23 protein-coding genes, 1 tRNA gene and 1 other annotated feature are annotated in these 25,656 nt (G+C 46.2%); of the genes, 5 read left to right on the top strand and 19 right to left on the bottom strand.

Features of this window, described 5'->3' with window-relative positions:
- Positions 1–66 precede the first annotated feature (66 nt).
- The 3 genes from AC5162_RS00430 to thrS form a co-directional block, all read right to left on the bottom strand.
- The gene (locus AC5162_RS00430; RefSeq protein ID WP_496533296.1) at positions 67–726 is read right to left on the bottom strand and encodes a VTT domain-containing protein; all 660 of its coding nucleotides are present in this window, start codon (positions 724–726) and stop codon (positions 67–69) included.
- Between the two features lie 116 nt (positions 727–842).
- Entirely contained in the window at positions 843–2,204 is a 1,362-nt protein-coding gene (locus tag AC5162_RS00425; RefSeq protein ID WP_496533295.1) for an amino acid permease, read from the bottom strand.
- A gap of 74 nt (positions 2,205–2,278) precedes the next feature.
- Positions 2,279–4,255, bottom strand: a complete 1,977-nt coding sequence (thrS, locus tag AC5162_RS00420) for a threonine--tRNA ligase (protein WP_496533294.1) — start codon at positions 4,253–4,255, stop codon at positions 2,279–2,281.
- Positions 4,256–4,331: 76 nt separating this feature from the next.
- Positions 4,332–4,546 (bottom strand) — a binding site (T-box leader).
- Positions 4,547–4,822: 276 nt separating this feature from the next.
- On the opposite strand from thrS, the gene AC5162_RS00415 reads away from it, so the two are divergent.
- Entirely contained in the window at positions 4,823–5,287 is a 465-nt protein-coding gene (locus tag AC5162_RS00415) for a flavodoxin domain-containing protein (protein WP_496533293.1), read from the top strand.
- A 73-nt stretch (positions 5,288–5,360) separates the two neighbouring features.
- Here AC5162_RS00415 and AC5162_RS00410 read toward each other — a convergent pair whose 3' ends face one another.
- The 4 genes from AC5162_RS00410 to serC all read right to left on the bottom strand — a co-directional run bounded on the left by AC5162_RS00410 (position 5,361) and on the right by serC (position 8,914).
- On the bottom strand, positions 5,361–6,086 hold the full coding sequence (locus tag AC5162_RS00410) for a YebC/PmpR family DNA-binding transcriptional regulator (protein WP_496533292.1): 726 nt from the start codon (positions 6,084–6,086) through the stop codon (positions 5,361–5,363).
- Between the two features lie 70 nt (positions 6,087–6,156).
- On the bottom strand, positions 6,157–6,645 hold the full coding sequence (locus AC5162_RS00405) for a phosphatidylglycerophosphatase A family protein (protein ID WP_496533291.1): 489 nt from the start codon (positions 6,643–6,645) through the stop codon (positions 6,157–6,159).
- A gap of 2 nt (positions 6,646–6,647) precedes the next feature.
- On the bottom strand, positions 6,648–7,826 hold the full coding sequence (locus AC5162_RS00400) for a 3-phosphoglycerate dehydrogenase family protein (RefSeq protein WP_496533290.1): 1,179 nt from the start codon (positions 7,824–7,826) through the stop codon (positions 6,648–6,650).
- A complete protein-coding gene (serC, locus tag AC5162_RS00395) occupies positions 7,826–8,914 on the bottom strand; it encodes a 3-phosphoserine/phosphohydroxythreonine transaminase (RefSeq protein ID WP_496533289.1) in 1,089 nt (362 codons plus the stop codon). Before serC ends, AC5162_RS00400 begins: the two co-directional genes overlap by 1 nt.
- A 172-nt stretch (positions 8,915–9,086) precedes the next feature.
- On the opposite strand from serC, the gene AC5162_RS00390 reads away from it, so the two are divergent.
- The 3 genes from AC5162_RS00390 (at position 9,087) to AC5162_RS00380 (ending at position 10,846) form a co-directional block, all read left to right on the top strand.
- Positions 9,087–9,170, top strand: a tRNA-Leu gene (locus AC5162_RS00390).
- Between the two features lie 83 nt (positions 9,171–9,253).
- Positions 9,254–10,054, top strand: coding sequence for a sulfite exporter TauE/SafE family protein (locus tag AC5162_RS00385; protein ID WP_496533288.1), 801 nt, complete (start codon positions 9,254–9,256; stop codon positions 10,052–10,054).
- 135 nt (positions 10,055–10,189) lie between these two features.
- Entirely contained in the window at positions 10,190–10,846 is a 657-nt protein-coding gene (locus tag AC5162_RS00380; protein WP_496533287.1) for an NAD(P)-dependent oxidoreductase, read from the top strand.
- 53 nt (positions 10,847–10,899) lie between these two features.
- On the opposite strand, the gene AC5162_RS00375 is transcribed toward AC5162_RS00380, so the two are convergent.
- The 8 genes from AC5162_RS00375 to AC5162_RS00340 form a co-directional block, all read right to left on the bottom strand.
- A complete protein-coding gene (locus tag AC5162_RS00375) occupies positions 10,900–11,937 on the bottom strand; it encodes a hypothetical protein (RefSeq protein ID WP_496533286.1) in 1,038 nt (345 codons plus the stop codon).
- 23 nt (positions 11,938–11,960) lie between these two features.
- A complete protein-coding gene (gene asp3, locus AC5162_RS00370; protein ID WP_496533285.1) occupies positions 11,961–12,533 on the bottom strand; it encodes an accessory Sec system protein Asp3 in 573 nt (190 codons plus the stop codon).
- Positions 12,533–14,071 carry an accessory Sec system protein Asp2 gene (asp2, locus tag AC5162_RS00365; RefSeq protein WP_496533284.1) on the bottom strand — a complete coding sequence of 513 codons (1,539 nt, stop codon included), beginning with the start codon at positions 14,069–14,071 and terminating at the stop codon, positions 12,533–12,535. The genes asp3 and asp2 overlap by 1 nt, the downstream gene beginning before the upstream one ends.
- 11 nt (positions 14,072–14,082) lie before the next feature.
- A complete protein-coding gene (gene asp1, locus AC5162_RS00360; protein ID WP_496533283.1) occupies positions 14,083–15,531 on the bottom strand; it encodes an accessory Sec system glycosyltransferase Asp1 in 1,449 nt (482 codons plus the stop codon).
- A 24-nt stretch (positions 15,532–15,555) separates the two neighbouring features.
- Positions 15,556–16,389, bottom strand: a complete 834-nt coding sequence (locus tag AC5162_RS00355; RefSeq protein ID WP_496533282.1) for a glycosyltransferase — start codon at positions 16,387–16,389, stop codon at positions 15,556–15,558.
- Complete coding sequence (locus AC5162_RS00350; protein ID WP_496533281.1) at positions 16,374–17,837, bottom strand: glycosyltransferase; 1,464 nt, start codon at positions 17,835–17,837, stop codon at positions 16,374–16,376. Before AC5162_RS00350 ends, AC5162_RS00355 begins: the two co-directional genes overlap by 16 nt.
- An 87-nt stretch (positions 17,838–17,924) precedes the next feature.
- Complete coding sequence (gene pta, locus AC5162_RS00345) at positions 17,925–18,908, bottom strand: phosphate acetyltransferase (RefSeq protein ID WP_496533280.1); 984 nt, start codon at positions 18,906–18,908, stop codon at positions 17,925–17,927.
- A 63-nt stretch (positions 18,909–18,971) separates the two neighbouring features.
- Positions 18,972–19,646 carry a uracil-DNA glycosylase gene (locus AC5162_RS00340; protein ID WP_496533279.1) on the bottom strand — a complete coding sequence of 225 codons (675 nt, stop codon included), beginning with the start codon at positions 19,644–19,646 and terminating at the stop codon, positions 18,972–18,974.
- Between the two features lie 91 nt (positions 19,647–19,737).
- On the opposite strand from AC5162_RS00340, the gene AC5162_RS00335 reads away from it, so the two are divergent.
- Positions 19,738–20,457, top strand: a complete 720-nt coding sequence (locus tag AC5162_RS00335; RefSeq protein WP_496533278.1) for an SAM-dependent methyltransferase — start codon at positions 19,738–19,740, stop codon at positions 20,455–20,457.
- A gap of 99 nt (positions 20,458–20,556) precedes the next feature.
- Here the strand turns inward: AC5162_RS00335 and cls are convergent, their stop codons facing one another.
- The 4 genes from cls to rnz are packed head-to-tail and all read right to left on the bottom strand — an operon-like array spanning position 20,557 to position 25,647.
- The gene (cls, locus tag AC5162_RS00330; RefSeq protein ID WP_496533277.1) at positions 20,557–22,023 is read right to left on the bottom strand and encodes a cardiolipin synthase; all 1,467 of its coding nucleotides are present in this window, start codon (positions 22,021–22,023) and stop codon (positions 20,557–20,559) included.
- A 33-nt stretch (positions 22,024–22,056) separates the two neighbouring features.
- A complete protein-coding gene (locus tag AC5162_RS00325) occupies positions 22,057–22,590 on the bottom strand; it encodes an adenine phosphoribosyltransferase (RefSeq protein WP_496533276.1) in 534 nt (177 codons plus the stop codon).
- A gap of 20 nt (positions 22,591–22,610) precedes the next feature.
- Complete coding sequence (gene recJ / locus AC5162_RS00320) at positions 22,611–24,704, bottom strand: single-stranded-DNA-specific exonuclease RecJ (RefSeq protein WP_496533275.1); 2,094 nt, start codon at positions 24,702–24,704, stop codon at positions 22,611–22,613.
- Positions 24,691–25,647: a ribonuclease Z gene (gene rnz / locus AC5162_RS00315; protein WP_496533274.1), complete on the bottom strand. Its 957-nt coding sequence runs from the start codon at positions 25,645–25,647 to the stop codon at positions 24,691–24,693. The genes recJ and rnz overlap by 14 nt, the downstream gene beginning before the upstream one ends.
- Positions 25,648–25,656: the final 9 nt, after the last annotated feature.

Raw genomic sequence — 25,656 nt, 5'->3', positions numbered from 1 at the left:
CCCTATATTTGTCAGACAAAAAAGCAGGCCGGAGGCCTAGGCCAGCGGTCTGCTTCATTAAATTTTTTACTTATTCTTCTTACCGGAAAAGGCAGAGTAAATAATCCCAAAGATTGATGGCAACAAGGTTACCACAATGATACCAAGCAAAATCAAAGTGAAGTGTTCTTGGACGAATGGAATGTTACCAAACAAGGCCCCAGCCCCGGTCGCAATGAATGACCATGAAAAGGCTGCAATTACTGAGTATTCAAAGAATTTCTTGAATTCAAAGGCTGACAACCCGGCCACAAATGGCACAAAGGTCCGGATAATTGGCACATACCGACCAAAGATAATGGCCAGTGAACCGCGCTTTTCAAAGAAGGCTTCGGCCGCTTCGATATTCTTTGGCTTGACCATAATCGAGAACGGTTTCTTTTCCAAGAGTGGTCGGCCACCCTTACGAGCAATAAAGTAGTTAATCGTGTCACCCATCAATGGGGCGATAAAGAAGACAACCATGAAAACCCAGTGGTTCAAGCCAGCTTCTTTTCCAGCTGGGGTCATAGCAATCGCCCCAGCGGCAAAGAGCAAGGAATCCCCTGGTAGGAATGGCAGGATTACCGCCCCAGTTTCAACCAAGATAATCACGAACAGGATTAGGTAAGTCCAGATACCAAATTGAGCAGTCAAATTGGCCAGGTGCTTATCAATGTGCAACGTAAAATCGATTAAGGTACTCATTTTTTCTCCATAACTATTGAGCCGGTAACCGGCTTGCGATTTTAACAAAAACCGCCCTTTGCAAGGCGGTTTGCTAAATTGCTTAATATTTTACCAGAAATACAAGAAATTACTAGTTAAGATTTCTTAAACCATTGAACAACAGTAAAGACAACTAACCAAACTGTTGCCCCAATTGCTGGTACCAAGGCTGAACTGTTAAAGAACAACGTCATATAAATCAAGACAAAGCCGACAATGGCCAATGGCACAAAGAGCTTTGGCGCCTTCATCAAGAACCCATCCTTCAAGTAGTCATCTGACTTCCGGTACTGCCAGTAAGTAACCAAGGTCAAAATGTAAATCATAATGAACAAGTCGGTTGAGGCAGAAGTGACAAAGGTAAAGGCATCCGTAATTTGTGGAATAACCGCAATAATAGCCGAGCAGGCAATCAAAGCCGCCGTGATCAAAACCGCGTTGGCTGGCAACTTGTGCTTTGACATCTTAGTAAACTTCGTCAGCAAAGGATTCTTTGATTCCACTGCTAGTGAGTAGAAGTTTCGTGATGCTGAGAAGATAACGGAGTTCAAAGCTGATGCAGCAGAGGTCAAGACCACAAAGTTAACCAAGGCAGCGGCCCAGTTAACACCAGCCAACTTGAAGACCGCCACGAAGGGACTTTGGTTGGCAGGGATTTGCTGCCAGGGGTAAATCACCATGATCGTGGCCAAGGCTCCCAAGTAGAAGAACAAAATCCGCAATGGAATTTGGTTAATCGCCTTTGGCAAAACCTTACGGGCATTGGGCGTTTCAGCCGCTGTCATACCAATGAATTCAATTCCAACAAAGGCAAACATCACCATCTGGAACCCGTTGACAAAGTTCCCCCAACCATTGGGAAACAGTGAAAAATGGCCAAACAAGTTGTTAAGTGAAACCGTTCCTTGGCTAGTCTTAAAGCCAGTCAAAAGCATAATAATTCCAGTGGCAATTAATGACAAGATAGCAATGATCTTAATCATGGCAAACCAGAATTCGGCTTCCCCATATAAGGCGACGGCAATCAAGTTGACCGAGGTCAAAACCACCAACACCACAATTTGGATTAACCAGGCTGGCCAAGTTGGGAACCAGAATTGGACATACTTACCAATCGCGGTTAATTCCGCCATTCCCATGAAGGCCACCGTTAGCCAGTAGGACCAGGAAGCAAAGCTTCCGGTCTTTTGACCGAGGTAGCGGTTCATAAAGGCGATAAAAGTGTGTTGGGTTGGGTCAGCGTAAAGCAATTCCCCAATCGCGCGCATGACAACAAACATCATCATTCCGATAACGGCGTAAATCAAAAGGATCGCTGGTCCAGCAAAGTGGATCGAGTCACCAGCTCCCATGAAAAGTCCGGTTCCAATCGTCCCACCAATCGCAATCAATTGGACGTGGCGGTTTGTTAAGCCGCGGCTTTCTTCAGAAGTTTTTTGATTATTTAAAACAGACATTGTGCTTCTCTTTCGTTTTTCAACTTTAACCGGCTGACAGTTTGATTAACTACCCAGCCCCTTCCCCAGTGCGATTAGCTTGCTGGGCTTTCTTTCTTTTCTACCCGAGAGTAGTTAGCAACATCAGCCAAGACCATTTCCTTAAAGTCCTTGGCAGACATCTTTTCGGTTTCTTTTTGACCGTAACGACGAACTGTCACAGTTTGACTATCTTGTTCGTCATCCCCAAGGACCAAGGTATATGGAACCTTCTTAGTCTGAGCTTCACGAATCAAGTAACCCATCTTAGCTTCCTTGGTTTCAACGTTGGCACGAAGGCCAGCCTCTTGCAAATCGGCTTGGATTTGACGGGCGTAATCCCCGTGAGCACCCAAGTTAACTGGGATAATCTGAACCTGTTGTGGGGCCAACCAAGTTGGGAAGGCACCCTTGTAAATTTCAATCAAGTAAGCCGTAAACCGTTCCATCGTTCCAACGATTCCACGGTGGAGCATTACTGGGCGGTGGTTGTCTTGACCGTCTTCACCGACATAAGTCAAGTTAAACCGTTCTGGCAACAAGAAGTCCAATTGGATGGTTGACAAAGTTTCTTCACCACCCAAGGCCGTCTTGGTTTGGATATCAAGCTTTGGACCGTAGAAGGCCGCTTCACCAGGCGCTTCGAAGTAATCCAAGCCCATGTCATCCATGGCCTGTTTCAACTGTGCCTGAGACTTTTCCCACATTTCGTCATCATCATAGTACTTAGCCGTGTTTTCAGGGTCACGGTATGACAAACGGAACCGGTAGTCGGTGATATCGAAGTCTTCGTAAACCCCCATGGTCATCTTCAAGATTGACTTGAATTCTTCTTCCAATTGGTCAGGGGCAACGAAGGTGTGACCATCGTTCAAAGTCATTTCACGGACCCGTGACAAACCAGTCAAGGCTCCCGACTTTTCGTACCGGTGCATCATGCCCAATTCGGCAATTCGAAGTGGCAAGTCCCGGTATGACCGTGGCTTGTGTTGGTAAACAGAAATGTGAGATGGGCAGTTCATTGGCCGCAATTCCAAGAATTCACCATCACCCATATCCATTGGTGGGAACATATCTTCACGGTAGTGGTCCCAGTGGCCAGAAGTCTTATACAAGTTCAAGTTGGACAAAACTGGCGTGTAAACGTGCAAGTAGCCGTTTTGCAATTCCTTATCAACGATATAGCGTTCAACTTGACGGCGGATAGTGGCCCCATTTGGCAACCAAACTGGCAAGCCAGACCCAACCTTTTGGCTAGTAAAGAACAAGTCCAAGTCCCGACCAATGTTCCGGTGGTCACGTTCCTTGGCTTCGGCCCGACGTTGCAAGTCTTCTTCCAAGTCAGAGGCGTTCCAGAAGGTTGTTCCATAAACCCGTTGCAAAACGGCGTTGTCAGAATTTCCCCGCCAGTATGAACCGGCAACAGAAACCAACTTAAAGTGCTTGATCCACCCAGTTGATGGGACTAAACCACCCCGGTCTAATTCGACGTGTTCCCCTTGGACAGCCACCCAGATGGTTTGGTCTTCTGGCAAATCATTAATCAACTCCACCTTATAAGGGTCGTCTTTGAAAGTTTCCAAGGCTTCTGAACGAGAAATTTCATGAGAAACGATTGGCAAGTCTTCTTTAACAATCTTTTTCATCATGGCTTCGATTTCAGCAAAGTCTTCAACTGAAACCTGGTTACCAGCACCGTTATCGGTGTCATAGTAAAAGCCGTTATCAATGGCAGGACCAACACCAAAGTGAGCGTTTTTGAACTTTGGCAAGCGGCGCATTGCTTGTGCCAGCAAGTGGGCAGTTGAGTGACGGAGCAATTGCAAAGCTTCGTCATCGTCTTTGGTAATCAACTGGAAGTCACCACTTTCAGTCAATTGGTCGTTCATGCCAACATAGTGTCCGTTTAGCTTGGCTGAAACAGACTTTTTAGCCAATGACTTGGCAATTTGGCTAGCAACTTCAATTGGCTTCGTGCCTGCCTCATATGTCTTTTTTGCCCCATCTGGGAAATTCAAAGTAATCTCTGCCATTGCTTTTGCCTTCTTTCTTTTCTTAACTGCTGATAAAAATATCCTGGGAAATAAAAAATCCCTCTGTGCGTTTGCACAAAGGGACGAATCATCGCGGTACCACCCAAGTTCACACCAAAAAATTCTGGTGAAATCTCTAAGACGGTTAACGGCGTGACCCGGGCTAGCTTTGGTTTCCTAATCACTAGTCATTTCCAAGGGAGTCTTTAACTCAAGGCCTACTTGCTTCCACCAACCGCAAGTTCTCTATCAAGGTGACTTAAGTAAAGTTATCCTTATCAACAATTTACTAAATTTGATTATACCATGGTTATGAGAAAATTCAAATTATTTCAAATCTTCTAATACTTGGGCCAAAGCCTGGCGGGCCGTTTCATCATGGTCCAAAATTCCGTTATCATAAACGTTTTGTAATGCTTTCACTTGTTTTTCATTCAATGCCATCTGACATGCCCTCCTCGTATTTAAGCCAATTATAAGGCAAGTTTTGCCAAAATACTAGTAATTTCAGGTCAAAGTCGGCCTAAATTTTGTATAATTGAACTTAGAATAAACAGGGGGATTTTTATGTCAGACCAGCAACTAAAAGCACAGGTAGTCTTTGCGACCATCACCGGTAATAACGAAGCCGTGGCCGACTTAGTGATTGAAGCCTTAGAAGACAAAGACGTAGCCGTTACCAAAAGTGAAATTTCGCAAAGCGAACCAGAAGAACTGGCCGACTATGACTTAGCCTTTTTGGTCCCCTACACTTATGACAACGGGTCTTTGCCAGACGAAGGCTTAGACTACTTTGACGACTTGGCTGATGTTGACTTAAGTAACCTGGTTTATGGCTTAGCCGGGTCAGGTGACACCTACTACGGTGATGACTACTGTGTCGCCTTAGATGCCTTCGATGACCAGTTTAAGCAAACCGGGGCCAGTCGGGCCGGTGACCTCGTCCGGGTTAACCTTTACCCTGGTAAAAAGGACCAAGAAAACCTAACCGTCCTGGTTGGCCAGGCCTTACAAGCCGTTCAAGCCAAGTAAAAGTTAATAACCTGGGCTGCTGCTAGGCTTTACCCACAAAAAAAGAGCAAACCTTAAGGTTTGCTCTTTTTTATTAATCTTCAGCAGTTGTATAAACGGCCAAAACATCTTCGTTTTCTTCCAATTCATCAACCAGCTTATCAAGCTTTTCACGGTCTTCATCAGAGATTGACATTGGGTTTTGGGCGATCATTGAAACTTCGGCATCCGCGAATTCAAAACCAGCTTCTACCAAGGCAGATTCAACGGTTTGGAAGTCGTTTGGTTCCGTATAAATTTCAAAGGCTTCGTCAGATGTTTGGACATCTTCGGCACCAGCTTCAAGGGCTGCTTCCAAAATTGTGTCTTCATCCAAGTCAGGCTTTTCTGACCGGTCGATGACCAAGTAACCCTTGCGGTCAAATTGGAAAGCCACGGAACCAGAAGTTCCAAGTGACCCACCAAAGTGCTTGAATGAGTTACGAACAGATGAAACTGTCCGGTTAATGTTGTCGGTTGAGGCTTCGACCAAAACAGCCACCCCAGCAGTTCCATAACCTTCGTAAGTAACTTCTTCGAACTTGGCGCCACCAGCACCAGAAGCCTTATCCAATGCACGTTGGATGTTATCCTTTGGCATGTTGGCAGCCTTAGCCTTATCAACAACCAAACGCAATGAAGCGTTCATTTCGGGATCAGCACCGCCAGCCTTTGCTGCAACATATAAGTCGTGCGCAAGCTTTTGGAAAATTTTTCCACGCTTAGCATCTTGGGCGTTTTTACGACCTTGAATGTTATGCCATTTACTATGTCCTGACATTGTGTCTTCTCCTTTAAAAATAAAAATACAATTTATTCTACCAAAAAAAGGGACAACAATAAAGGACTAATTAATATTGGTTCCCACCTAGAATTTCCAAGTAGGTCATCGCCGCACTAGCAATCAAGGCAGCTAAGATGTCGTCCAAATAGACGTTAACACTGTCCGTCTTGTCATTTAAGACTCCAATCAAGCCGGGCTTTAAGTCATCTAAGAGACCATAGTGGACCGTGGCCGCAGCAGAGAACTGCTGAGTGATGGCAATCGCCAAAATCTCATCGACGTTATGGCCATTCGCATCCCGTTGCAGCCGTGCCTTCAACGGTTCTGAGTCAGGCATTAAGACCGCTTGTTCATCCAAATAAATCGCGGTCAAAATAATATCAGCGACTTCATCTTTATGCAAGACCCGGTCAATTGAATGATTTAAAGCTTCAGTTTGGATTTCATCGTGGTACTTGTCGACCAAAAAAGTCTCCGTTCCCTCATAAATATCCTGGCGGTTAACCCCGCGTTCAGCCAACTTATCGATCGCTGCTTGTTGTAATTGTTCAGTCATGATTAGTTTTTCCCTTCTTGCTGGTAAAAGCGGACGTTCAAGACATTATCGATTTCTTGGAGCTGGTCTTTAATTGCCTGGTGGTCTTCTGCCGGCAAATCATTGATAGCAACCAAACTATAGGCATAGTCACCAACAGCCCGGTTACTCAATTGCTCGATGTTGACATTCTTTTCAGCCAAAACTTGAGAGATCTGGCCAATCATGTTCGGCACATTCTTGTGCAAGACCCCAATCCGGTCAGTCGTGGTAAAAGGTTCGTTAATGTCTGGGTAATTGACCGAATTGACAATATTTCCAGTGATCAAATACTGGTCCAACTGGTGGGCCGCCATCAAGGCACTGGTGTCTTCGGCTTCAACCGTTGACCCACCAATGTGCGGGGTAATAATGACCTTATCTTGGTCAAACAAAACTTCGTTACTAAAGTCAGTAATGTAAGTCCGTAATTTACCAGCATCCAAGGCCTTCACCGCCGCCTCATCATCAACAATCCCACCGCGAGAAAAGTTTAACAACGCTGCGCTGTCCTTTAAGAGGGCCAACTTACCGGCATCAATAAAGAAATGGTTGTCATCGGTCAATGGAATGTGAACCGTCAAATAATCAGCCTGCTGCAAGACTTCTTCAACTGACTTGGCATGGGTGATGTGCCGGTCAATCCGCCATGCAGTATTGGCATTCAGGCCGGGATCAAAACCAACCACAGTCATTCCTAGTGCTAAGGCGGTGTTAGCAACCTTGGAACCAACATTCCCAAGACCAATTACCCCCAAGGTCTTACCAGTCAATTCAGTTCCTCGATAACCACCCTTGTTACTTTCAGTCCGTAAGGAAACATCGCCACCGCGGGTTTCGTTAGCAAAGGCAATTGCTGAAACGACTGGCCGAGCGGCCATAATCAAAGAAGCAATCACCAATTCCTTAACAGCGTTAGCGTTCCCACCCGGCGTATTAAAGACTGGTACTCCACGTTTTGACAAGTCCTCGACCGGAATATTGTTGAAACCTGCCCCGGCCCGAACGACGGCTTGGATACTTGGCTCAATTTCTTTGTCGTGGAGGTTTTCAGACCGGAGTAAGAGGCCGTCTGGGGCGGCTTCTTGGTTGATTTGGTAGCCCTTTTCTTCTAAGTATTCCAGGCCCTTGTGGCTAATGGCGTTATAGGTCTTGATGTTCATTACTTATGCTCCTTTGCAGCTTTATCCAAAAATTCAATCAATGCATCGACCGCCTCTACGGGTTGGGCGTTATACAAGGAGGCCCGGAAACCACCCACCGACCGGTGGCCAGCGAGGTTGTGCAAGCCAGCTTGGTCGGCTTCTTGACTAATTGTCTTATCCAAGTCCGCATCGCCAGTGGTGAAAACCACGTTAGTGATCGACCGGGCTGGTCCTTGTACCAATGGTTTAAAAAAGTCTGACTGGTCTAAGTAATCATAGAGCGTTTTAGCCTTTTTCTGGTTGCGAGCATACATTTCAGCCACGCCACCCTGGTCGGCCACCCAATCCAAGACCTTACCCAAGGCATAGATGTTAAAGACTGGTGGCGTATTGTACATTGAGTCCTTGTCGATATAAGTTTGGTACCGCATCATCGGTCCAACCTGACTAATTTTTTGGTTAGCTAACCAGGATTTTTTAATCACAGCAACCGTGACCCCTGCTGGCCCCAAATTCTTTTGAGCACCAGCAAAAAGGGCCCCAAAGCGGGTAACATCGTATGGCTCCGCTAAGATATTAGAAGACATATCAGCTACCAATGGCAAATCGACCTCTGGCAACAGGTCCTGGTGGTAAGTAATCCCTTCAATTGTGTTATTAGTTGTCAAATGCAGGTAGTCAAAGTCACAAGCAGCAAAGTCCTTTGGTAACTGTGGCAAAGTTTGGTACTTACCTGACCGGCTCGAATTAACTTCCACCGCAGACTTACCAACTGCATCAGCCGCCTTTGCTGCCTTGTGAGCAAAGTTACCGGAATCTAAGACAGCGACTTTACCTGTCTTGTTGGCAAAGTTTAGTGGCAGCATTTCAAACTGCAAGGACCCGCCCCCCTGAATAAAGAGAACTTCGTAATCAGCTGGGATGGCCATTAGTTCTTTAAGTCGGTCTTTCGCATGGTCTAAAATTTGTTCGAACCGTTGGCTTCGATGAGAAATTTCTAAAATACTGGTATGTTGGCCCAAGTCATTTGCTAATTCCTGGCTAATGTCTTTTAGAACTTTCTCTGGTAAGACCGCCGGCCCCGCTGAAAAGTTGTAACTTTGCATTGTTGCCACTATCATCCTTTCATTTCCTGAGTAAAATTTTCAACGACTACAACAAATACAAATGAGATTGTCATTATTAAAATCTCATAATAACCTTAATTATACGTTGCGAAAAGTGATTATCAAGACTTGTAATTCACCTTTAGACCGGGTATAATTTAACCTGTTTGTTGCCGATGTGGCGGAACTGGCAGACGCGTACCGTTCAGGTCGGTATGGTGATTTCACCGTGCAGGTTCGATCCCTGTCATCGGCATTAACCAACATACAGAAAAAACGGCTTTTTTACTTAAAAGAGCCGTTTTTCTATGCACTTACTACATATAGATTGGAAAATACATGCTTACTCATCATTACTTAGAAATGGTTGCTGTCCTATTACCAATGGGAATTTTGGCTGGGATTGTTTCCACAACCGCAGGGCTTGCTTCCCTTGTGTCCTACCCTGCTTTGTTAGCCGTCGGAGTTCCTCCGGTCTTTGCCAACGTAACTAACACGGCCGCCTTAGTCATGACTGGTTTAGGCGCTACCTTTTCTTCCCATAAGGAACTAGGCGAACATAAAAAGGAACTGTTCAAAGTTTTGCCTTTGACAGTCCTTGGAAGTATTCTAGGGGCCTGGGCCCTGTTGGCTGCACCAGCTTCAACCTTTTCAAAGGTTGTTCCCTTCTTTGTCGCCATTGCCGCTCTTTTGTTGCTGTCACAGCTTAACAAAGGTAAGAACGCCCCTACTAATTTGACCAAGAACGAATCACTTGAAAATGATACCCATTCACCAGTTTACCGGGTTGTTGTTTCCGTTGGTATTTTACTAGTTGGAATGTACTGTGGTTACTTTGGAGCCGCCGGTGGCGTGATGCTCTTGGCAATTCTTTCCGCCACCACTACCATGTCCTTTTCATCTTACAGTGCCGTGAAAAACGTGTCCCTTGGGGCTTCAAACCTGATTGCCGCTGTTATTTACGCCTTCGAATCCCATATTTACTGGTCATTAGTTGTGCCCCTTGGAATCGGCCTTTTCATTGGCGGTTACATCGGCCCAATGATTGTCCGCATTATTCCTGAAAAGATTTTAAAGATTATTGTTAGTATTTTGGCCTTTGGCTTGGCCGTTGATTTATTTATTAAGGCCTACTTCTAAAAAACTTTTGACAGCCATCCGGCTGTCTTTTTTTATGCCTCTTTTTGGCAAATTCAATTTATCCCTTGCATTTTAATTGGGTTGTATTTATTATAAATACAGGTAATCAAATTGAATGTTCTTGAAAGGAGCACTATGAAAGTCTTAATTATTGGCGCAACTGGAATGGCCGGAACAGCGATTGTCAAAGAAGCCCTAGCAGCAGGTGATGAAGTCACCGCTAACGGTCGGTCAGAAGAAAAATTAACCGCTTTAAAGGAAAAGTTTACTGGTATTAACACCTTAGTAAAGGATGTCTTTGGCCTAACTAAAGCGGACTTAAAGGCCTACGACGTTGTCGTGAACGCCTTTAACATCGATCCCGTCCACGCCTACCGCCACGTTGATGTTGCCACCCACTTGGTCAAAGAACTCCGCGAAGAAAAGTCTCCGCGGTTAGCGATGATTTTGGGGGCTGCTTCACTAATGACTGGTGATGACGACCACCTCTTGCTCGACGACTTGAAAAAAGCACCAGGTGCTGAAGCTTGGATTGCCATTCCCGAAAACGCCTACTACGAATTGCTCTTCTTGCAAAACGTTCAAAACGTACAATGGTTTGGAATTTCACCTGCTGCCGACTTTAGCGAAGGTGACGAATTGGACGAAAACCCATTGCTTGGAAAGGACCACTTACTTGTTAACGAAGCTGGTGTTTCAAAGGTAACCCCACCAACATTGGCCAAAGTCTTGGTCGAAGAATACCACAACCCTAAGCACGAAAACGAACGCTTTACGGTTGCTAACCATTAAAATTATCTCAGTCAAAAAAGCGTTAACCATAGCGGTTAACGCTTTTTGTCTGTTTATTTTTTGCTACGGGTAAAGAAACTTTGAAGCTGGTTATCATCTGAATCGTTCGTTTTCTTGCTTTTCTTAGCAGGCTGTTGAACTGGTTTTTGAACCGCTTTTTGCTTCTTTTGGTCGGCAGGCGCAGGTTTACCCTTCTTCTTATGCCGGCGACTCATCGTTGGTGCCGGATTGTCAGCAGTAATCAGCCGGCTATCAGCATTGGCTTGAGCACTTTGACTTTGGCTATCAACCAAGGTCGTTGATTCAAGCTTCGGTTCACGAATACTCTGGCTAACTGGTAGTTGAGGGGCATCACTTTGACTAACATCACCAAAGGTAATGGCTGGTTGACCGTGGTCACCATCATTTTTGGCTGGCTGACGGTTGTCAGCTTGGTCCAGCGCTTGACTAGCTGAGACCGCAGAGTGGTCTGTTTCAGCTGTTGGCTCACCAAATTGCGGTACCACTGGCGTCTGTGAAGACGCCACACTACTTGACTCAGTCGAAGCAGCCATTTTTGGCAAGACCGGTTCTGGCTGTTTTTTCTCAACCGGTTCCCGCTTGTTACTGCGACGGTCCTTTTGCTTAGCCGACTTCTTTTCTTGCTTAGCTGATTCCTTTTCGGCCTTTAATCGAGCCGCGCGTTCTCTCTTGGTCTCTGGCCAATCAGGGTAAGACAGCTGGCTGAGCAAGTGTTGCTTTGGTAGTGGCACCATTACTGGACTAGGGTTTTCCGCTAAGGATTGTTCCACCAAGAAACTATCTTCAGCCGAGAGGGCCTGGTTAATTTGCTGTGGTAGTGACTGTAAGAAGTCTTTCAAGCCGACAGACCGGCGGTCATACCCGGCTGGCAAATGAAGGTGGTTAGGGTCAGGAATAACCGCCTTGGCACCCTTAACCGCCTGACGGTACTGGAGAGCGGCCATTGCCGAAACAAGACCGTAACCAACAAATTCGACTTCCTTAGCCTTGGCCGCTTTCTTGGCCTGGGTCACGATGTCCAAGACCCCTTCATCGTAGAAGTCCTGGCAGTGGACTAAGTCTGTTGCCAAGTACAAGACTGCTTGCGGAGCAGCTAAAACCGCTTCTGTTGGGTACTTGGTTTCAAGAATTCTGGTTCAGCCAAGATGACCCGCAACGTCTTAGTATTAATTTTTTCAGGAACCTGCAGGTAAGCACCCAAATGGTCAGTGACCTTCTGGTCACCGTCAAGTAACCAACCGTCAACCTTGTCAGACACTGTCACTTCGTAAAAAGTGAAATCACCGGTTCCAGCAGACATCAAGTCCAACTGGTAGTGATCGTATTGGTCTGGAACCTTCAAGTCCAACTGGTCACCATTTTGGTACTGGCTAGCAACAATTTGGTTCTGGTCATCAAAAAAAGTCCAGGCCAAATAGGCGTGCATCTTCTTTGAATTTTTCACTCGGCGAATTGCTTTATAGGTCTTTCCTGGTCGCAATCGTGGCAAATTCGATGCTGTCTTTTCCTGAAAATAGCTAGCAGAGTCCGTCCACGAGGCAATCACCTGGCCAGATGGCAAGAAGTGGTTCGTATAGTGGACTTCATTTTCTTTCAAAAAGTCAATGGTTGCACCCTGCAACTCCATTAACTTTGTTTGTGGTTGCAAGTAGATTTGGTATTGCATTAAATCAAGTCCCCCCTACGGATGGCCTTTGCTTGCCGCTCAATTTCTTGGTGGATAAAGGCAATCATTTCATCGACTTGGTCTTCATGACGGCCATGTTTTTCTTCATGGTCGACCTTGGCCCCCTTCTTTTTTAAGTGCGTTAACAATTCCGGCAAAGAGGCCCCGTCGTAATCATCTTGGTCCATTGACAGCAATGAGACCGCCGTGTCGGTCCAAGGCAAGTTTTCCAAAGCTCGCCAAAGCTTCTGGTTTAATTTGTCAGTATCATTTTCATCCAAACGACCAGTCAAAACATAGCGGACATCCAAGTTCCAATCACGGTTTTGTCCCTGGTGGGCGAAGTCACCCCGGGCCGTAAAGGTTCCCAGGTTAACAATTGGCTTTGCCAAAACCATGTGAGAAGCGCTCATCAAGCCACTATAATACATAGCCGGATAGGCCCCCATCGAATAACCCGTAAAAATAATTTCGGCATTATCAAGGTCAAGACTGTCCCGAGCTTCTTCAATTTTTTGAGAAACGAGGGTCTCATATTGGTCATTACCAACCATAAAGGCCCCACCTTGAGCTCGAGGGTCCGTGAAGACCAAGTAAGGGTAACCAAGGTTGCCAAGTGGTCCCATCAATTCAAAGCCCTCTACGTGCAAACGGGTCCCAGCAAAAGCGACCACTAAGGGCCCCCTCTTCGTACCAGGGTTGAAGTATGACAATACTTCTTGACCGTCTTCTGTCACATCACGGTGACCACCAGGTAAGAAGTCACCCAAACCATGGCGAGACTTACGTTGGTGGACGGTGTGCAAATCCACTTCCCCATGGCCCTTGGCCAAGACTAAGAGCTGGTAATCTTGGTAGTTAGCGGGGGCCTTAATTGTGGTCACTTGGTCGATGCCCTTTCCCTGAATCATTTGCAACTGTTGCAAGGCCCCGTTTTGGTAAAAGACAAAGCACAAAACCAGCTCGGCATCCCCGCTGCGGTCATAGTCAACGTAAATCAGGTTTTCCTGACCAGGTACAAAGTCACCAGGGAAAGTTTTTAAGGTTCCAATTTGCTGGTAGTCAGCCCCAAAGTCTCCTTCAAAGGCAGTTGAGAACCGCCCCGTCCGCTTCAAATGCCAGCCGTAGTTGGTGACCGGAATAAATTGACTTTCTGAAAACCGGGTCGGGAAGCCAGCCTGACCAAGGTACAAGTCCTTCAAGATTCGGTTGGCGACTTCATCCGGAGTCTTCTCATCAAAGTAAAAGGCGCCCTTTTTAGTCAAAGACTCTTGTAATTCAGTATTAAAGTGCGTCAAGTCACCTAAATAAATCACCCGGTAAGCCGGCCATTCTTTCACTTGACGGGCAATCATCGTCGAATCGATAACGGGGTCAGTTAAGAGGACATAAGTATAGGCCAAAAAGCTAGGATCTTGTTGTCGGGACAGCAAGACAGGCAAGTCAACAGTCGCTGTGTAGTGCCAGTCAATTGAATCAGTCTGAACCTGGTCGGTCCAATCTGTTCCTCCAATTTGTAAAATTGACAATTGCGCCATCTACTTCTCCTTTAACGGTCACTTAGTCTTAATGCGGGATTTTGAAATACTTTTTGTAACCAAGCCTGAGCCAACATACTTGGACCAAATTGAGCCTGAGTTTTAGCCCGGTCTTGCTGGGTCTTTTGCCAGTAATCGGCGTCCAATAATTCGGTAACTACTTCTTGAACCTGGTCAAAACCAGTCACTAATTTGGCATTTTTTTCTTGGTAAGCTGTCTGAAACCGGGTCACGGTTGGCACAGCGTGTTCCAAGGCCTGGGCCTGGAACGACAGGTCGACTTGGTCAGCTAAGTCGAGTAGGACTGTCGCTGACGCCATGTAAGAATCTCTGGCCTGCTTTTCTTGCTGGCCAACGAGAACAAACTGCGAGGCCAAGGCCTCTGGCTGAGTCAATTCAGTTGCTTCAGCTAGGGCTTGTTCCAACTTATCCTTCAACAGCTGGTCGAAACCGACCTGGTTCAAGTCATTTTCAACCACCAAGGTCATCCTTGGGTTTTCTTTCACCATCGTAAACAAACCGGCAAAGACTTGGTTAGCCAAGTCGGCTGACATTACGCCAAGGCGCCAGTAGCAAACTAACCGCCCCTTTGGATTGGCCTTGAACTTAGTCAAATCAAGGGCAAACGGCGCCATTAATTCAGCTGGTTGGCTGGCGTTAACTTCAGCCTGACCGGCCAGACGGTCGTATTGTTCGATTTCTTGCTGGCCAACTTGCTTAGGCCAGAGGCTATCTGTGAGTGGGTAGTCTAGCAAAGTGACTGCCACCTGGTTACGAATTTGCTTGGCTAGGTCCATATTAACCCGGTTCAAGCCAACCAATAGGGATTGAGGCTTCACTTTTGCCAAATGATCCTTGGTCAATTCTTCCACCAAGGCCGCCAAGGTCTGATACTTTTTTTGTGACCCATCTGGCAATTTGGCAACAACCATTTTTTGCTGGTAGTCTTCTTTTGCAACTACCGCCCCACTTTGACTCAAATAAGTTACTTCTCGAATTTGACCGTCTTCATAAGATAGGACTCGGGAAACAAAGCCCCGGTCATCAACTGTTAACTGCTGGTCCACCTTACCGTGTTTGAGCAGGTCAATCCGGTCAATCAAGTCACCCTTAGGATAGTTGTAAAAGACCGTTGCATACTGGGCCATTTCGACTAAAACAACCACCCGGTCATACATCCGGACAAACTGAGCCCCTGCTGGCCAGGTAAAGTCTGACAGTTGCAAAGGTATCCGGTCTGTTAAAGTCACCTGTTGTAACTCGTCAAAAGCTGACCAGTAAGCCACTTGTTCAATCTGAGCCTCTTGTAACCAGGTCCTTAATTTGGGCAAATAGGCCGGAATCGTAAGGGAAACCTCTTGGTCAGCACTCAAAAAAAGCTTGGTCAATGCCAAGCTAGCATCTGAATGTGACTTTGAATTCGAATTTTCTTGCCATGCTGGCAACAATGATACGTTCACAGCAACCTCCTTTAGGTCACGGAATTAATCTAAAATTTGGACTTTATCAACTAGGATGCCAAGCGACTCCAATACCTGGTAGTCAGCCCGGGTTACCTTGATTGTCGTCACAGGATGGTGATTGTTAGCCAAAACGGCTACAATTTCAGGGCGGATTTGCTTGTCTTGGTTCAAAATCCCACCTGGTAAGGCCAAAACCCCATCCTTAACAATCAAAGACAAGGCTCTACCAGTATTGCTGGCCCAGATTTGACAATCTGACCGTTTTTTAACCACGGCCTGTAAATATTCTTCAGCCGACGGATGACGGGCACCGAACTGGTCTAAAACTAAGTTTCGACCACCTTGGAAGTAAAAGTCTTGAACCTTGACGTCATCAAAGCCGAGGTAAAAGTCTGACTGCAGCAAACGGCCGTTATTAAAGTACTGCTTGGCAAATAACGCCCCATTGCGCTGGTAAATCGTTTTACGGTCGAGCTTACCCTGTTGGTTTTGCCAAGACACGGCTTGAACGAGTCGTTTTGAATTGGCAAACCAACGAACATCGGCTAACTGGTGACCACGGTAGGCAATACTACTAGTCCAATCCGGATTGACAACCAATTGAGCCTGGTTGGGAACCTTTAAATCATAAAACCACAGTCCTTGACCAGCCTTTTGCTCGGACAGGTAACTTTGACTATAAAGGTCGTAAACTTTATCCAGGTCAAGGCCTAAGTCACTGGCAATCGCCACCCCATCTTCGTGCGGAGTAGCCACCCACAGTTCGGCTAATTTGCCAGTCTTCACTAGCTTAATTAACCAGGCGACTTCTGGCTTTGTGCGTTCATCCAATGTATCAATTAATCCAACTTGCATGAAAGCTCCTTTTCAAGGTCTGCCCACGACTGTCTAATCGTTTCTAAATCGTAGCCCTTAGCCGTTTCAATCGCACCCTCAGACAACTTATCAGTATCAGTAAAGCACTGCTTAATTGTCTCTGCTAGTTTCACAACATTTTCAGACCGCTTGTCATCAGCTCGGTCAAAGTCAGCTAAGTGACCATTTTGGCCCGGGTGAATCAGTTCTCTAGCACCAAAGTCATTGGCATAACTAGCCACTGCCAACCCTTGTCCTAAGGCTTCCAAATAAGTCAAACCAAAGCCTTCTGAATAAGAAGCTGAGATAAAAATATCGTAGTTCTTAAAGTCATTCGTCAAGTTCTGGGATAGCCCACCCAGATGGACTTGTTTTTTTAACTTCAACTTCTTAATTTGCTCTTTAAGCGGCTTGTCCTCCGCTCCGGCTCCATAAATCGTAAAGGACAGCTGGTAGCCATCCTTTACTAACAAGGCCACCGCATCAATGATTTGGTCAATGTGTTTTTCAGGATGGAGACGGGAAGCCGTAACCAAGTTAAAGTGTTTGTCTTCCTTTTTCTTAGCAGTTCCAAGATTTTTAACACCACCAACCGGGATTACCTTGATTTTTTCCAAGTTAGCTGGGTTTGTGTACCCATCTAAGTCGTGAACCAAGGCCGCCTTTTGGGCGTGGGTAGCTACCACGGCGGCCTCATAGTCGTCTAGGTGGTCTAACATGTACTGGTAGAAATTATTAAAGAGTGGGTGGCCATCCGCAATTTCAACTAAGTGACTAGCGTGGATAATCCCGACTAGTTGCTGATTACTACCAGTCTGGTGCCGTTGGACCAAAACCTCGTCATAGAAGGCACCACGGTCGATGTAATAAGTACTTTGGCCAAAGTGTTGGTCTAATTGACCAATGAAAAAATCAATCAGTTCTTCAAAGGTATAAAAAAAGTAATCCTGGCCCTTGAAGTTCTTCAAGTGAATATCTTGGGTCAGCGTTTCACCAGCCTGGTTGGTCACTGACCAAGAAACCTCATGGTCTTCCCTAGTCAATTCAACCTGGGCATCTGAGACAATAAAGAGCTTCTTCTCTTCGTTATAAACCTTGTCCTTCAACCGCCGGATTTGGTACCCACCAGTCGCCTGGCTAGTTTCAATCCGGTCAGTCTTCGTTAAGTCAGTTACCTTCTTCGTGTGAAACTTTTGAATTTGGTCGGCAGCTAAGCCATTGTCCAAATAATCGTCAGGGTCATCAGCCAGTAAAAAGTCATAAAGACCAATCACCTGGTTTTCCGCCAAGTCCCACTCAGCCATGTGCTGGTGAAGTTCTGGTAAAAGGTCCGAGTAAACATACTTGTAAGTGCTCTGATTTTCAGTAAAACACTCTGCCCGGTAAAACTGAGCGTGTTCCACCCCCGAATTTCCATGTCCTAATCCTTGGTTCAAAAAGAAATTCATACCACTTACTCCAATCAACTCGTCTTTACAAAAAAATTGGCTGTCAAACACACGTCTTCTTCAGCCAATTATTCAAATTTAAAACTATTAACGGTCTGCCAAGGCTTGGGCAGCAGTAATCATTGCTACCTTAACAACATCGTCCTTTGATGCTCCCCGTGACAAATCAGAAATTGGCTTAGCCAAACCTTGTAGGATTGGGCCAACCGCTTCAAAGCCACCCAAACGTTGGGCAATCTTGTAGCCGATGTTACCTGCCTCCAAACTTGGGAAGACAAAAACGTTGGCTGAACCAGCCACATCTGACCCTGGAGCCTTCGCATTGGCCACCTTGTTGACAACCGCTGCATCAAACTGCAAGTCGCCGTCAATGGCAAGGTCGGGTGCTTGTTCCTTGGCCAACTTCGTTGCTTCTACTACCTTATCAACTTCAGCCGCCTTCGCAGACCCCTTAGTTGAAAATGATAGCATAGCTACCTTTGGATCAATGCCAAAGACTTTAGCAGTCTTAGCTGATTGGATGGCCACTTGAGCCATCGTTTCAGCATCCATGTTGATGTTAATGGCACAGTCAGCAAAGACGTAGCGTTCGTCACCCTTTTGCATGATAAAGGCTCCAGAAATCCGCTTTGACCCTGGTACTGTCTTAACAATCTGTAGGGCTGGACGAACCGTGTCCCCGGTTGGGTGCGTAGCACCAGAAACCATCCCATCGGCCTGGCCTAAGTAAACCATCATCGTTCCAAAATAGTTAACATCTTGAAGCCACTTTTTGGCAGTCGCTTCGTCAGTCTTACCATTGCGACGAGCAACCAAGGCATGGACCATTTCAGTCATTTCATTGGCCGGAACGTCTGCGATGTCTTTGACCGTAATTTGGTCCAATGACAAATCCAAGGCTTCTGCTAAGGCAGCAATACTTTCCTTAGGGCCCAAAACAATTGGCTCCACTAAGTCTTCAGCAGCTAATTCAACGGCTGCCCGGAGAATCCGGCTGTCATCACCTTCTGGGAAAACAAGGCGAATTTTTTGGCCCTTAATTTGAGTTTTAAACTGGTCGAAAAGTGACATTAAGATTTCTCCTATTCTAACTGGTCTTTTCTTAAATTATAGCAAAAAAATTACGGTAAGTCCCTATTTTAACCACTTAATTCCACTTTCTCCTCGGTCAGCTAAGAACTGGTTTGTTTTAGAAAATGGTTTCGACCCAAAAAAGCCACGGTAAGCCGACAATGGGCTTGGGTGGGGTGCTTTAATCACCTGGTTTTGTTGCCCTGTGACCAGTTTTTCCTTGGCCTGGGCTGACTTGCCCCACAGTAGGAAAACAGTTGGGTGTGGGCTTTGACTAGCGGCTTGAATAGTAGCGTCGGTCAGTTTCTCCCAAACCAATTTCTGATGACTGTTGGCCTGGCTATCTTCTACCGTTAAAACGGTATTTAACAGCAAGACGCCCTGGTTGGCCCAAGGCGTCAGGTCATGGTGGTCCCGACTTTGACCCAAGTCACCAGCCAATTCCTTTAAAATATTACGGAGCGATGGTGGTTCTGGCAGGTCTTCTGGAACTGAAAAGGCCAATCCTTGGGCCTGACCCGGTTGGTGGTAGGGGTCTTGGCCTAAAATCACCACTTTAGTCTTGGCCAAGGGCGTTTGCATAAAGGCCTTAAAGACGTTTGTTTTAGGCGGGTAAACCGGGGTTTTACCAGCATAAACCTGGTTTAAAAAAGCTTCTGCCTCGGCCTGGTACCCTGCTGGCAAAAATTGGGCCAATTTTTCATCCCAGTCTGTCTTAGTTAAGTTGAAGTCTGCCATGGTATACTCTCCTAGAGGTTCTTATTCTTTCAATGTACCAAATCCAGGCCAAACCGCCAAGGATTTTGATCAAATTTGCCAAGGAAAAAACATGCTTTCAGATACTGACTTAAACAACTTAAAAATCCGCTACCAAGATGATAGCAAGGCTTCGGCAAAAATCATGGCCGTCCAAGAAGCGTTCGCAAACCTAGCCCAACAAGAGCTACCCGCAAAGCCCCTCCCCTACCTGCCAGAAAGTTTAGCAGCCCTCACCAAGCACCCCAGTCGTCTGCCCCTAGATGACGCTCTCTTTGAAGTCCGCGAAACGTTAATCGAACGGTTTGGTCTCTGGTTCTTGCCTAACCAAGCCTGGGTCAAAGACCTGGCAGCCTGGGTTGGCCACCGACCCGTCGTTGAACTAATGGCTGGCAACGGCCTAATTTCAACCGGTCTCCGTCAAATTGGGCTAAACCAAGTCACTGCAACTGACTCCTTTGACTGGGCTGGCCAGGATAACGAACGGCCAAACCCCTGGACGAACGTCGAACAAAAATCAGCCCTGGCAGCAGTCAAAGAAGCCCTATCGCCAACAAAGAGCCCTGTCTTTATTTTAGCCTGGGCCCCCGATACTAATGACAGCGATTTACAGGTCTTGGAATACCTCCGCGGCCAGCACCAGGACTTTGACCTAGTAATCATTGGCGAAGAAAACGGGTCCACCAATTCAAGAGCATTTTGGCAGACCGCCAATTTAGCCAAACCTGCCCTCCTCAACCAAAATTACCAGGCCTTTGACCGAATTCATGATGCTGTTTACATCGTTAATTAGCCAGTGTTACCGTCTAATTACCTTGATTGTAGACGTCTTAGATAAAAAATAAATCAAAAAAAACTTTGTTTTTATGGTTAAAAACAAAGCTTTTTTATTTTATAAGATTGGTGCTAGTAAGCGCGAGATGTACTGCTTGAAGACCAGCCACCGCCCCTGCTTTTTAAACAAGGCTGGGGTTTGGAGGGTCGATAAAGTAGCATCCCGCATAAAGTTCTTGGCTAATTGGTCGTTAATCTTTTCGTCGTACAAAAAGGAATTGATTTCAAAGTTTAATTTGAACGAACGGAAGTCAAAGTTGGCCGAGCCAACCGAAGAGAGGTCATCATCAACAACCATCGTCTTAGCATGCAAGAACCCGTTTTGGTAATAGTAAATCTTCACACCATACTCGGCTAACTGGGCCGCATAGTACTGGGTTGCCCGGTAAACGAAGGCGTGGTCTGGCATGGATGGAATCATAATCCGGACATCAACACCAGAATTCGCGGCAATCCGTAAGGCGTCAACCGTTGAGTCATCTGGAATTAAGTACGGCGTTTGAATCCAGCATCGCTTTTTAGCTAGCTGAATCAAGCGGATATAACCCATCTTGATTTGTTCATCACTCGAATCTGGTCCGGATGCCACAATTTGCAAGGGGCTCTCACCTAAAAGGTCATGGGTCAGCATTGGGAAGTACCGGTCGGCCGTAATCGCCATCCCATCCTTTGGTGCTGATGCATTCCAGTCCAGGATAAACTGACCTTGTAAGAAGTAAACGCCAGACCCCGTCATTTTGAGGTGTGTATCGCGCCAGTGGCCAAACTTCTTGCTGCGACCAAGGTATTGGTCGCCAATATTAAAGCCACCAACAAAGCCAATTTTACCGTCAATCACGACAATCTTACGGTGGTCACGGAAGTTCAACTGAAAGTCGATAATGTTCAAGCTTCGTTTCAAGAACGGCGTTACATGACCACCTGCTTTACGGAGTGGGTTGAAAAAGCGGTCACTCGTTCCAAATGAACCCAGACCATCGTAAACGACGTGAACTTCCACGCCAGCTTTAGCTCGGTCAACTAAGATCTCTAGGATTTCATTACCAAGTTCATCCCCGTAAAAAGTATAAAACTCAATGTTGATACTAGTTTGGGCCTTTTTCAAATCTTCTTTCAATTGGCCGAAAAACTCTTGACCACTGGTAAAGAGTCGCACGTCATTGCCCAAAGACAATGGCGTTTTATTGATCGTGTGAAATAAAGTAACCAGGGACTTTACCCGGTTGGATTTAACCGTTTCACTTGTTTTGGTTAAAGTCGCATCTTTTAAAGCGACCGTCGATTTTGCAATTTGTTCATTAACTTTTCGTTGTAAAGCAGCAGTGTCTTGTCCACGGTAGGCCTTCAGGCGCTGTGGTGACAACTTTCGACCAGCAAAAGAATAGATAATAAAGCCAAAGACTGGGATAAAAATCAAAACTAAAATCCAAGCCCAGGTAGCGGCAATATCGCCAGGTTCACGAAAGACCGTAATAATTGCTAAAATCGTGTTAATCGCTAAAATTAAAACGATTCCGATTAGCATAGGGGTTCCTTCTCTCCACTAAAATTGTTTATCTTAGTATTCCATTAGGGCTAAGAATGGCACATCACCGGCTTGCATGATCTTTTCACGACCATGCAAGTCCTCTAATTCGATGATAAAGGCCACACCGGCGACTACGCCGCCTAATTTTTCAACGATTTTACGAGTAGCGTTAATCGTTCCACCAGTTGCCAGTAAGTCATCAACAATCAAAACCCGTTGACCAGGCTTAATCGCATCTTCGTGAATTTCTAGTTCATTAACCCCGCCGTATTCCAACGTGTAGGAAGCAGAAACTGCCTTACGGGGCAACTTTCCAGATTTACGGGCAGGAACAAAGCCGATGTCCATCGCGTAAGCCAATGGTGAACCAACGATAAAACCACGTGATTCAGGGCCAGCAATCAAGTCAACGTTTAAGTCCTTGGCAAAGTCAACGATTTGGTCAATTGACTGCTTATAAGCCGCCCCGTTCCCCATCAAAGGTGAAATATCACGGAATGATACCCCTGGTTCTGGGTAATTTTCGACTGTGGCAACGTAATCATGTAAATCAATTTTAGTCATCTTTTTTCCTCAAACCGGCTCTAACCGGCAAAATACCGTTGGTATGTTGCAGAATTTGATAGTGCTTGTTTACTCTTGCTTGGTAAGCAAGTAATCTTCCCACCATTCATTTTAACAAAATCAAGGTCTAAAAATACCTGAATCATCAATTTAAATTGTTTTTCTTCAAGTGTCAAAGCAGCGATGACCGCTGCTAAGTTTCCAATTACATCAAGTTCTTGGTGAGTGTATAGGTACTTGTATACCCGAGCAAAGTCGACTTCTGTCGTCTCCTTTAAGGCTTTGGCCAAGCTGTGTCCAGCCTGGTTAACCTGGCGGTTGACCGAAGTTTTTTGTTTGCGGCTTTCAACAATTTTTTGGCTTTCTGCCATTTGACTAGTCAAGCCATCTTTTTGGCCATGGCCAGCAGAATCTTGGTCAAAGGCCATGTCTTCAATCATAATTTGAAGCCTGGTCCGACCGGCAAAAGTATTTACGCCAATTTCACCAGCCAGCGTGACGGCCGTTTTTCCCTGAGCCTCTTTGGCTTGAGCGGGCTCATTAAAGAGCAAGGCTTCTACCGGACCGCGACCACCGTTAAAGGCGAGCTTCAAGTGCTGGTTTTCTTTTCCCATGGTTGATACCCCGGTCAAAGAAACTGCCTCTAAACCAAGGATTGGCTTAGGGTTACCCTCACCAAAGGGTTCTAACCGAGCAATTTCTTGGTAGAGATTTGGTGTGAGCATTTGTGGCTGAACCAGCAAGTTAACGTCCAAGTATTCATTATCAAAGTGCAAGTCTTGGCTTGCTTCTTTCACCTTTTTCTGGAAGTCAGCGAGAGTTGCTGCTCCAAGTCCAAGGCCTAAGGCCCCAGCGTGGCCACCAAAAGTTGTCAGCATTTCTTGGAACTGGCTTAAAAACTGGTGGAGGTCAAAGTCACCATATGACCGGCCTGATCCCTTATACGTGTCATCAACCTTAGTCAAAACAACGACTGGCCGGTTGGTCTTAGCAACCAAGCGGGCCGCTACAATTCCTAAGATACCCTGGTGCCAGCTTTCACCGGCAACAATCAGTACCTGACTGTCATCACCTTCAACCTGGGCACTTGCTTCCTTCAAAGTCTCATCAACCAAGGCCCGGCGGTCATCGTTGATTTTTTCAACTTGACCGGCAATTTCTTTAGCCTGGTCATCGTCTTTGGTTAGCAATAAGTCCAAACCTAGTTGACCGTCCCCTAACCGGCCAATCGCATTAAGCCGTGGGGCAATCTTGAAACCAACAGTCTCAGACAGAACTGGCTCATCTTTACCATGTTTCGCTGCCTTTAACAGCGCCTTTAAGCCTGGCCGGGGTTCTTGTTCAATTTGCTTTAAACCCCAGGTTACAAAGGCTCGGTTTTCATCCGTTAAGGAAACAACATCAGCCACCGCCCCTAAAGCAACCAAGTCAAAAAACTCAGTTGGTAAGTCTGACAAATCAGCCGCCGGCTGGCCGTCGGCCAAAATTGCCTGGGCAACCTTAAAGGCAACACCAGCACCCGACAATTCACCAAAGGGATAGTTTCCTTCTGGGTGGCGGGGGTGGATAATCGCATAGGCATTTGGCAACTTGTCTGGTAAAGCGTGGTGGTCAGTGACAACCACATCAACCCCCTGGGTCTTGGCCCATTCGATGGCATCATAGCCAGAAACCCCATTATCAACCGTGATAATCAAGCCAGCCCCAGTTTGGTCAATCAAGCGTTCGTAAGCTGCTTGGTTAGGCCCGTAACCATCTTTAAACCGGTTTGGAATATACGGTGTTACCTCTGCTCCTAGAGAAGACAGCGTCTCAACCATAATGGCCGTACTAGTGATGCCATCGACATCGTAATCGCCGTAAACGACGATTGGTTCTCCAGAAAAGACCGCCTCTTGAATCCGTTCCACCGCTTCTGCCATTTGATAAAACTCTTCTGGCTGATGGAGTTGGTCGAAGTCTGGGTGCAAAAACTTTTGAACGTCGACTTCCTTCGTCAAGCCCCGCTGCACCAAAAAGCCAGCAGTGACTGGGCTCAAATTCAATTGTTCTTGTAAGCGCTTGGCTGCATCCTGGTCAGGAAGGTCAGCCACCCGCCACTTACTTGGTACCATTTTTCTCCTTTTGGAACGGCACATCGATGACATCAAAGTCCCGGGCCACGTAGGTATTTTCAAACAACTTCTTTGAATCAGTAATAAACTTCTTTAAGAGCGGACCGATGTACCGGGCCGATACATGGGTCAAAACCAGTTGACCGACATTGTTTTCCAAGGCCAGCTTGGCCGCATCCCGCGTAGTCGAATGGCCATGGGCCTTCGCTAGCTTGCTTTCTTCCTTGCTCAAGCCGTAAGTTGATTCGTGGACTAAGACGTTTGCATCCTTGGCCAAGAAAGCAGCTTCTTGGTTAGGCAGCGTATCGAAAATAATCGTCACCACCCGGCCTGGCTGTTCTTCGCCTAAGTAGTCTTGGCCATTGACGGTGCGGCCGTCAGCCAAAGTCACCGTCTCACCATTTTTCAACCGGCCATAAACTGGTCCAGCTGGAATCTGGTCGGCTTTGACCTTATCAATTAAGAGTTCCCCTTGGTGGGGTTTTTCTTCAACCCGAAAGCCCCAAGCTTCAATCCGGTGACGGAGCGGTGCGGCCACAATCTTAAAGGTTTCATCTTCAAAAATTGTTCCAGCTTTAATTTCAACAAAGTGGATCGGGTAAGACAAGTGCGTATCTGAAACCCGCAAAGCTGCTTGAACAAAACTCTTCAACCCCTTAGGCCCATAAATCGTCAACGGTTCACTCTTATCCGCTCCTTGAAAGGACCGAGAAGACAATAAACCAGGTAAACCAAAAATATGGTCACCGTGCAGGTGCGAAATAAAGATTTTTTCAATCTTACGCGGACGGATTGTCGTCTTTAAGATTTGGTGCTGAGTCGCTTCCCCAACGTCAAAAAGCCAAACGGCATTTCGTTCGTCTAACAGCTTTAAAGCAATACTAGCAACATTGCGAAATTTTGATGGTTGACCTGAACCGGTCCCTAAGAATTCTAATTCCATCGGTTCTTC

The organism is Fructobacillus sp. ChS1-6f1-1-27, from assembly GCF_059579415.1.
The sequence above is the reverse complement of the archived record's forward strand: the minus strand, read 5'-3'. Positions and strand labels throughout refer to the sequence as shown.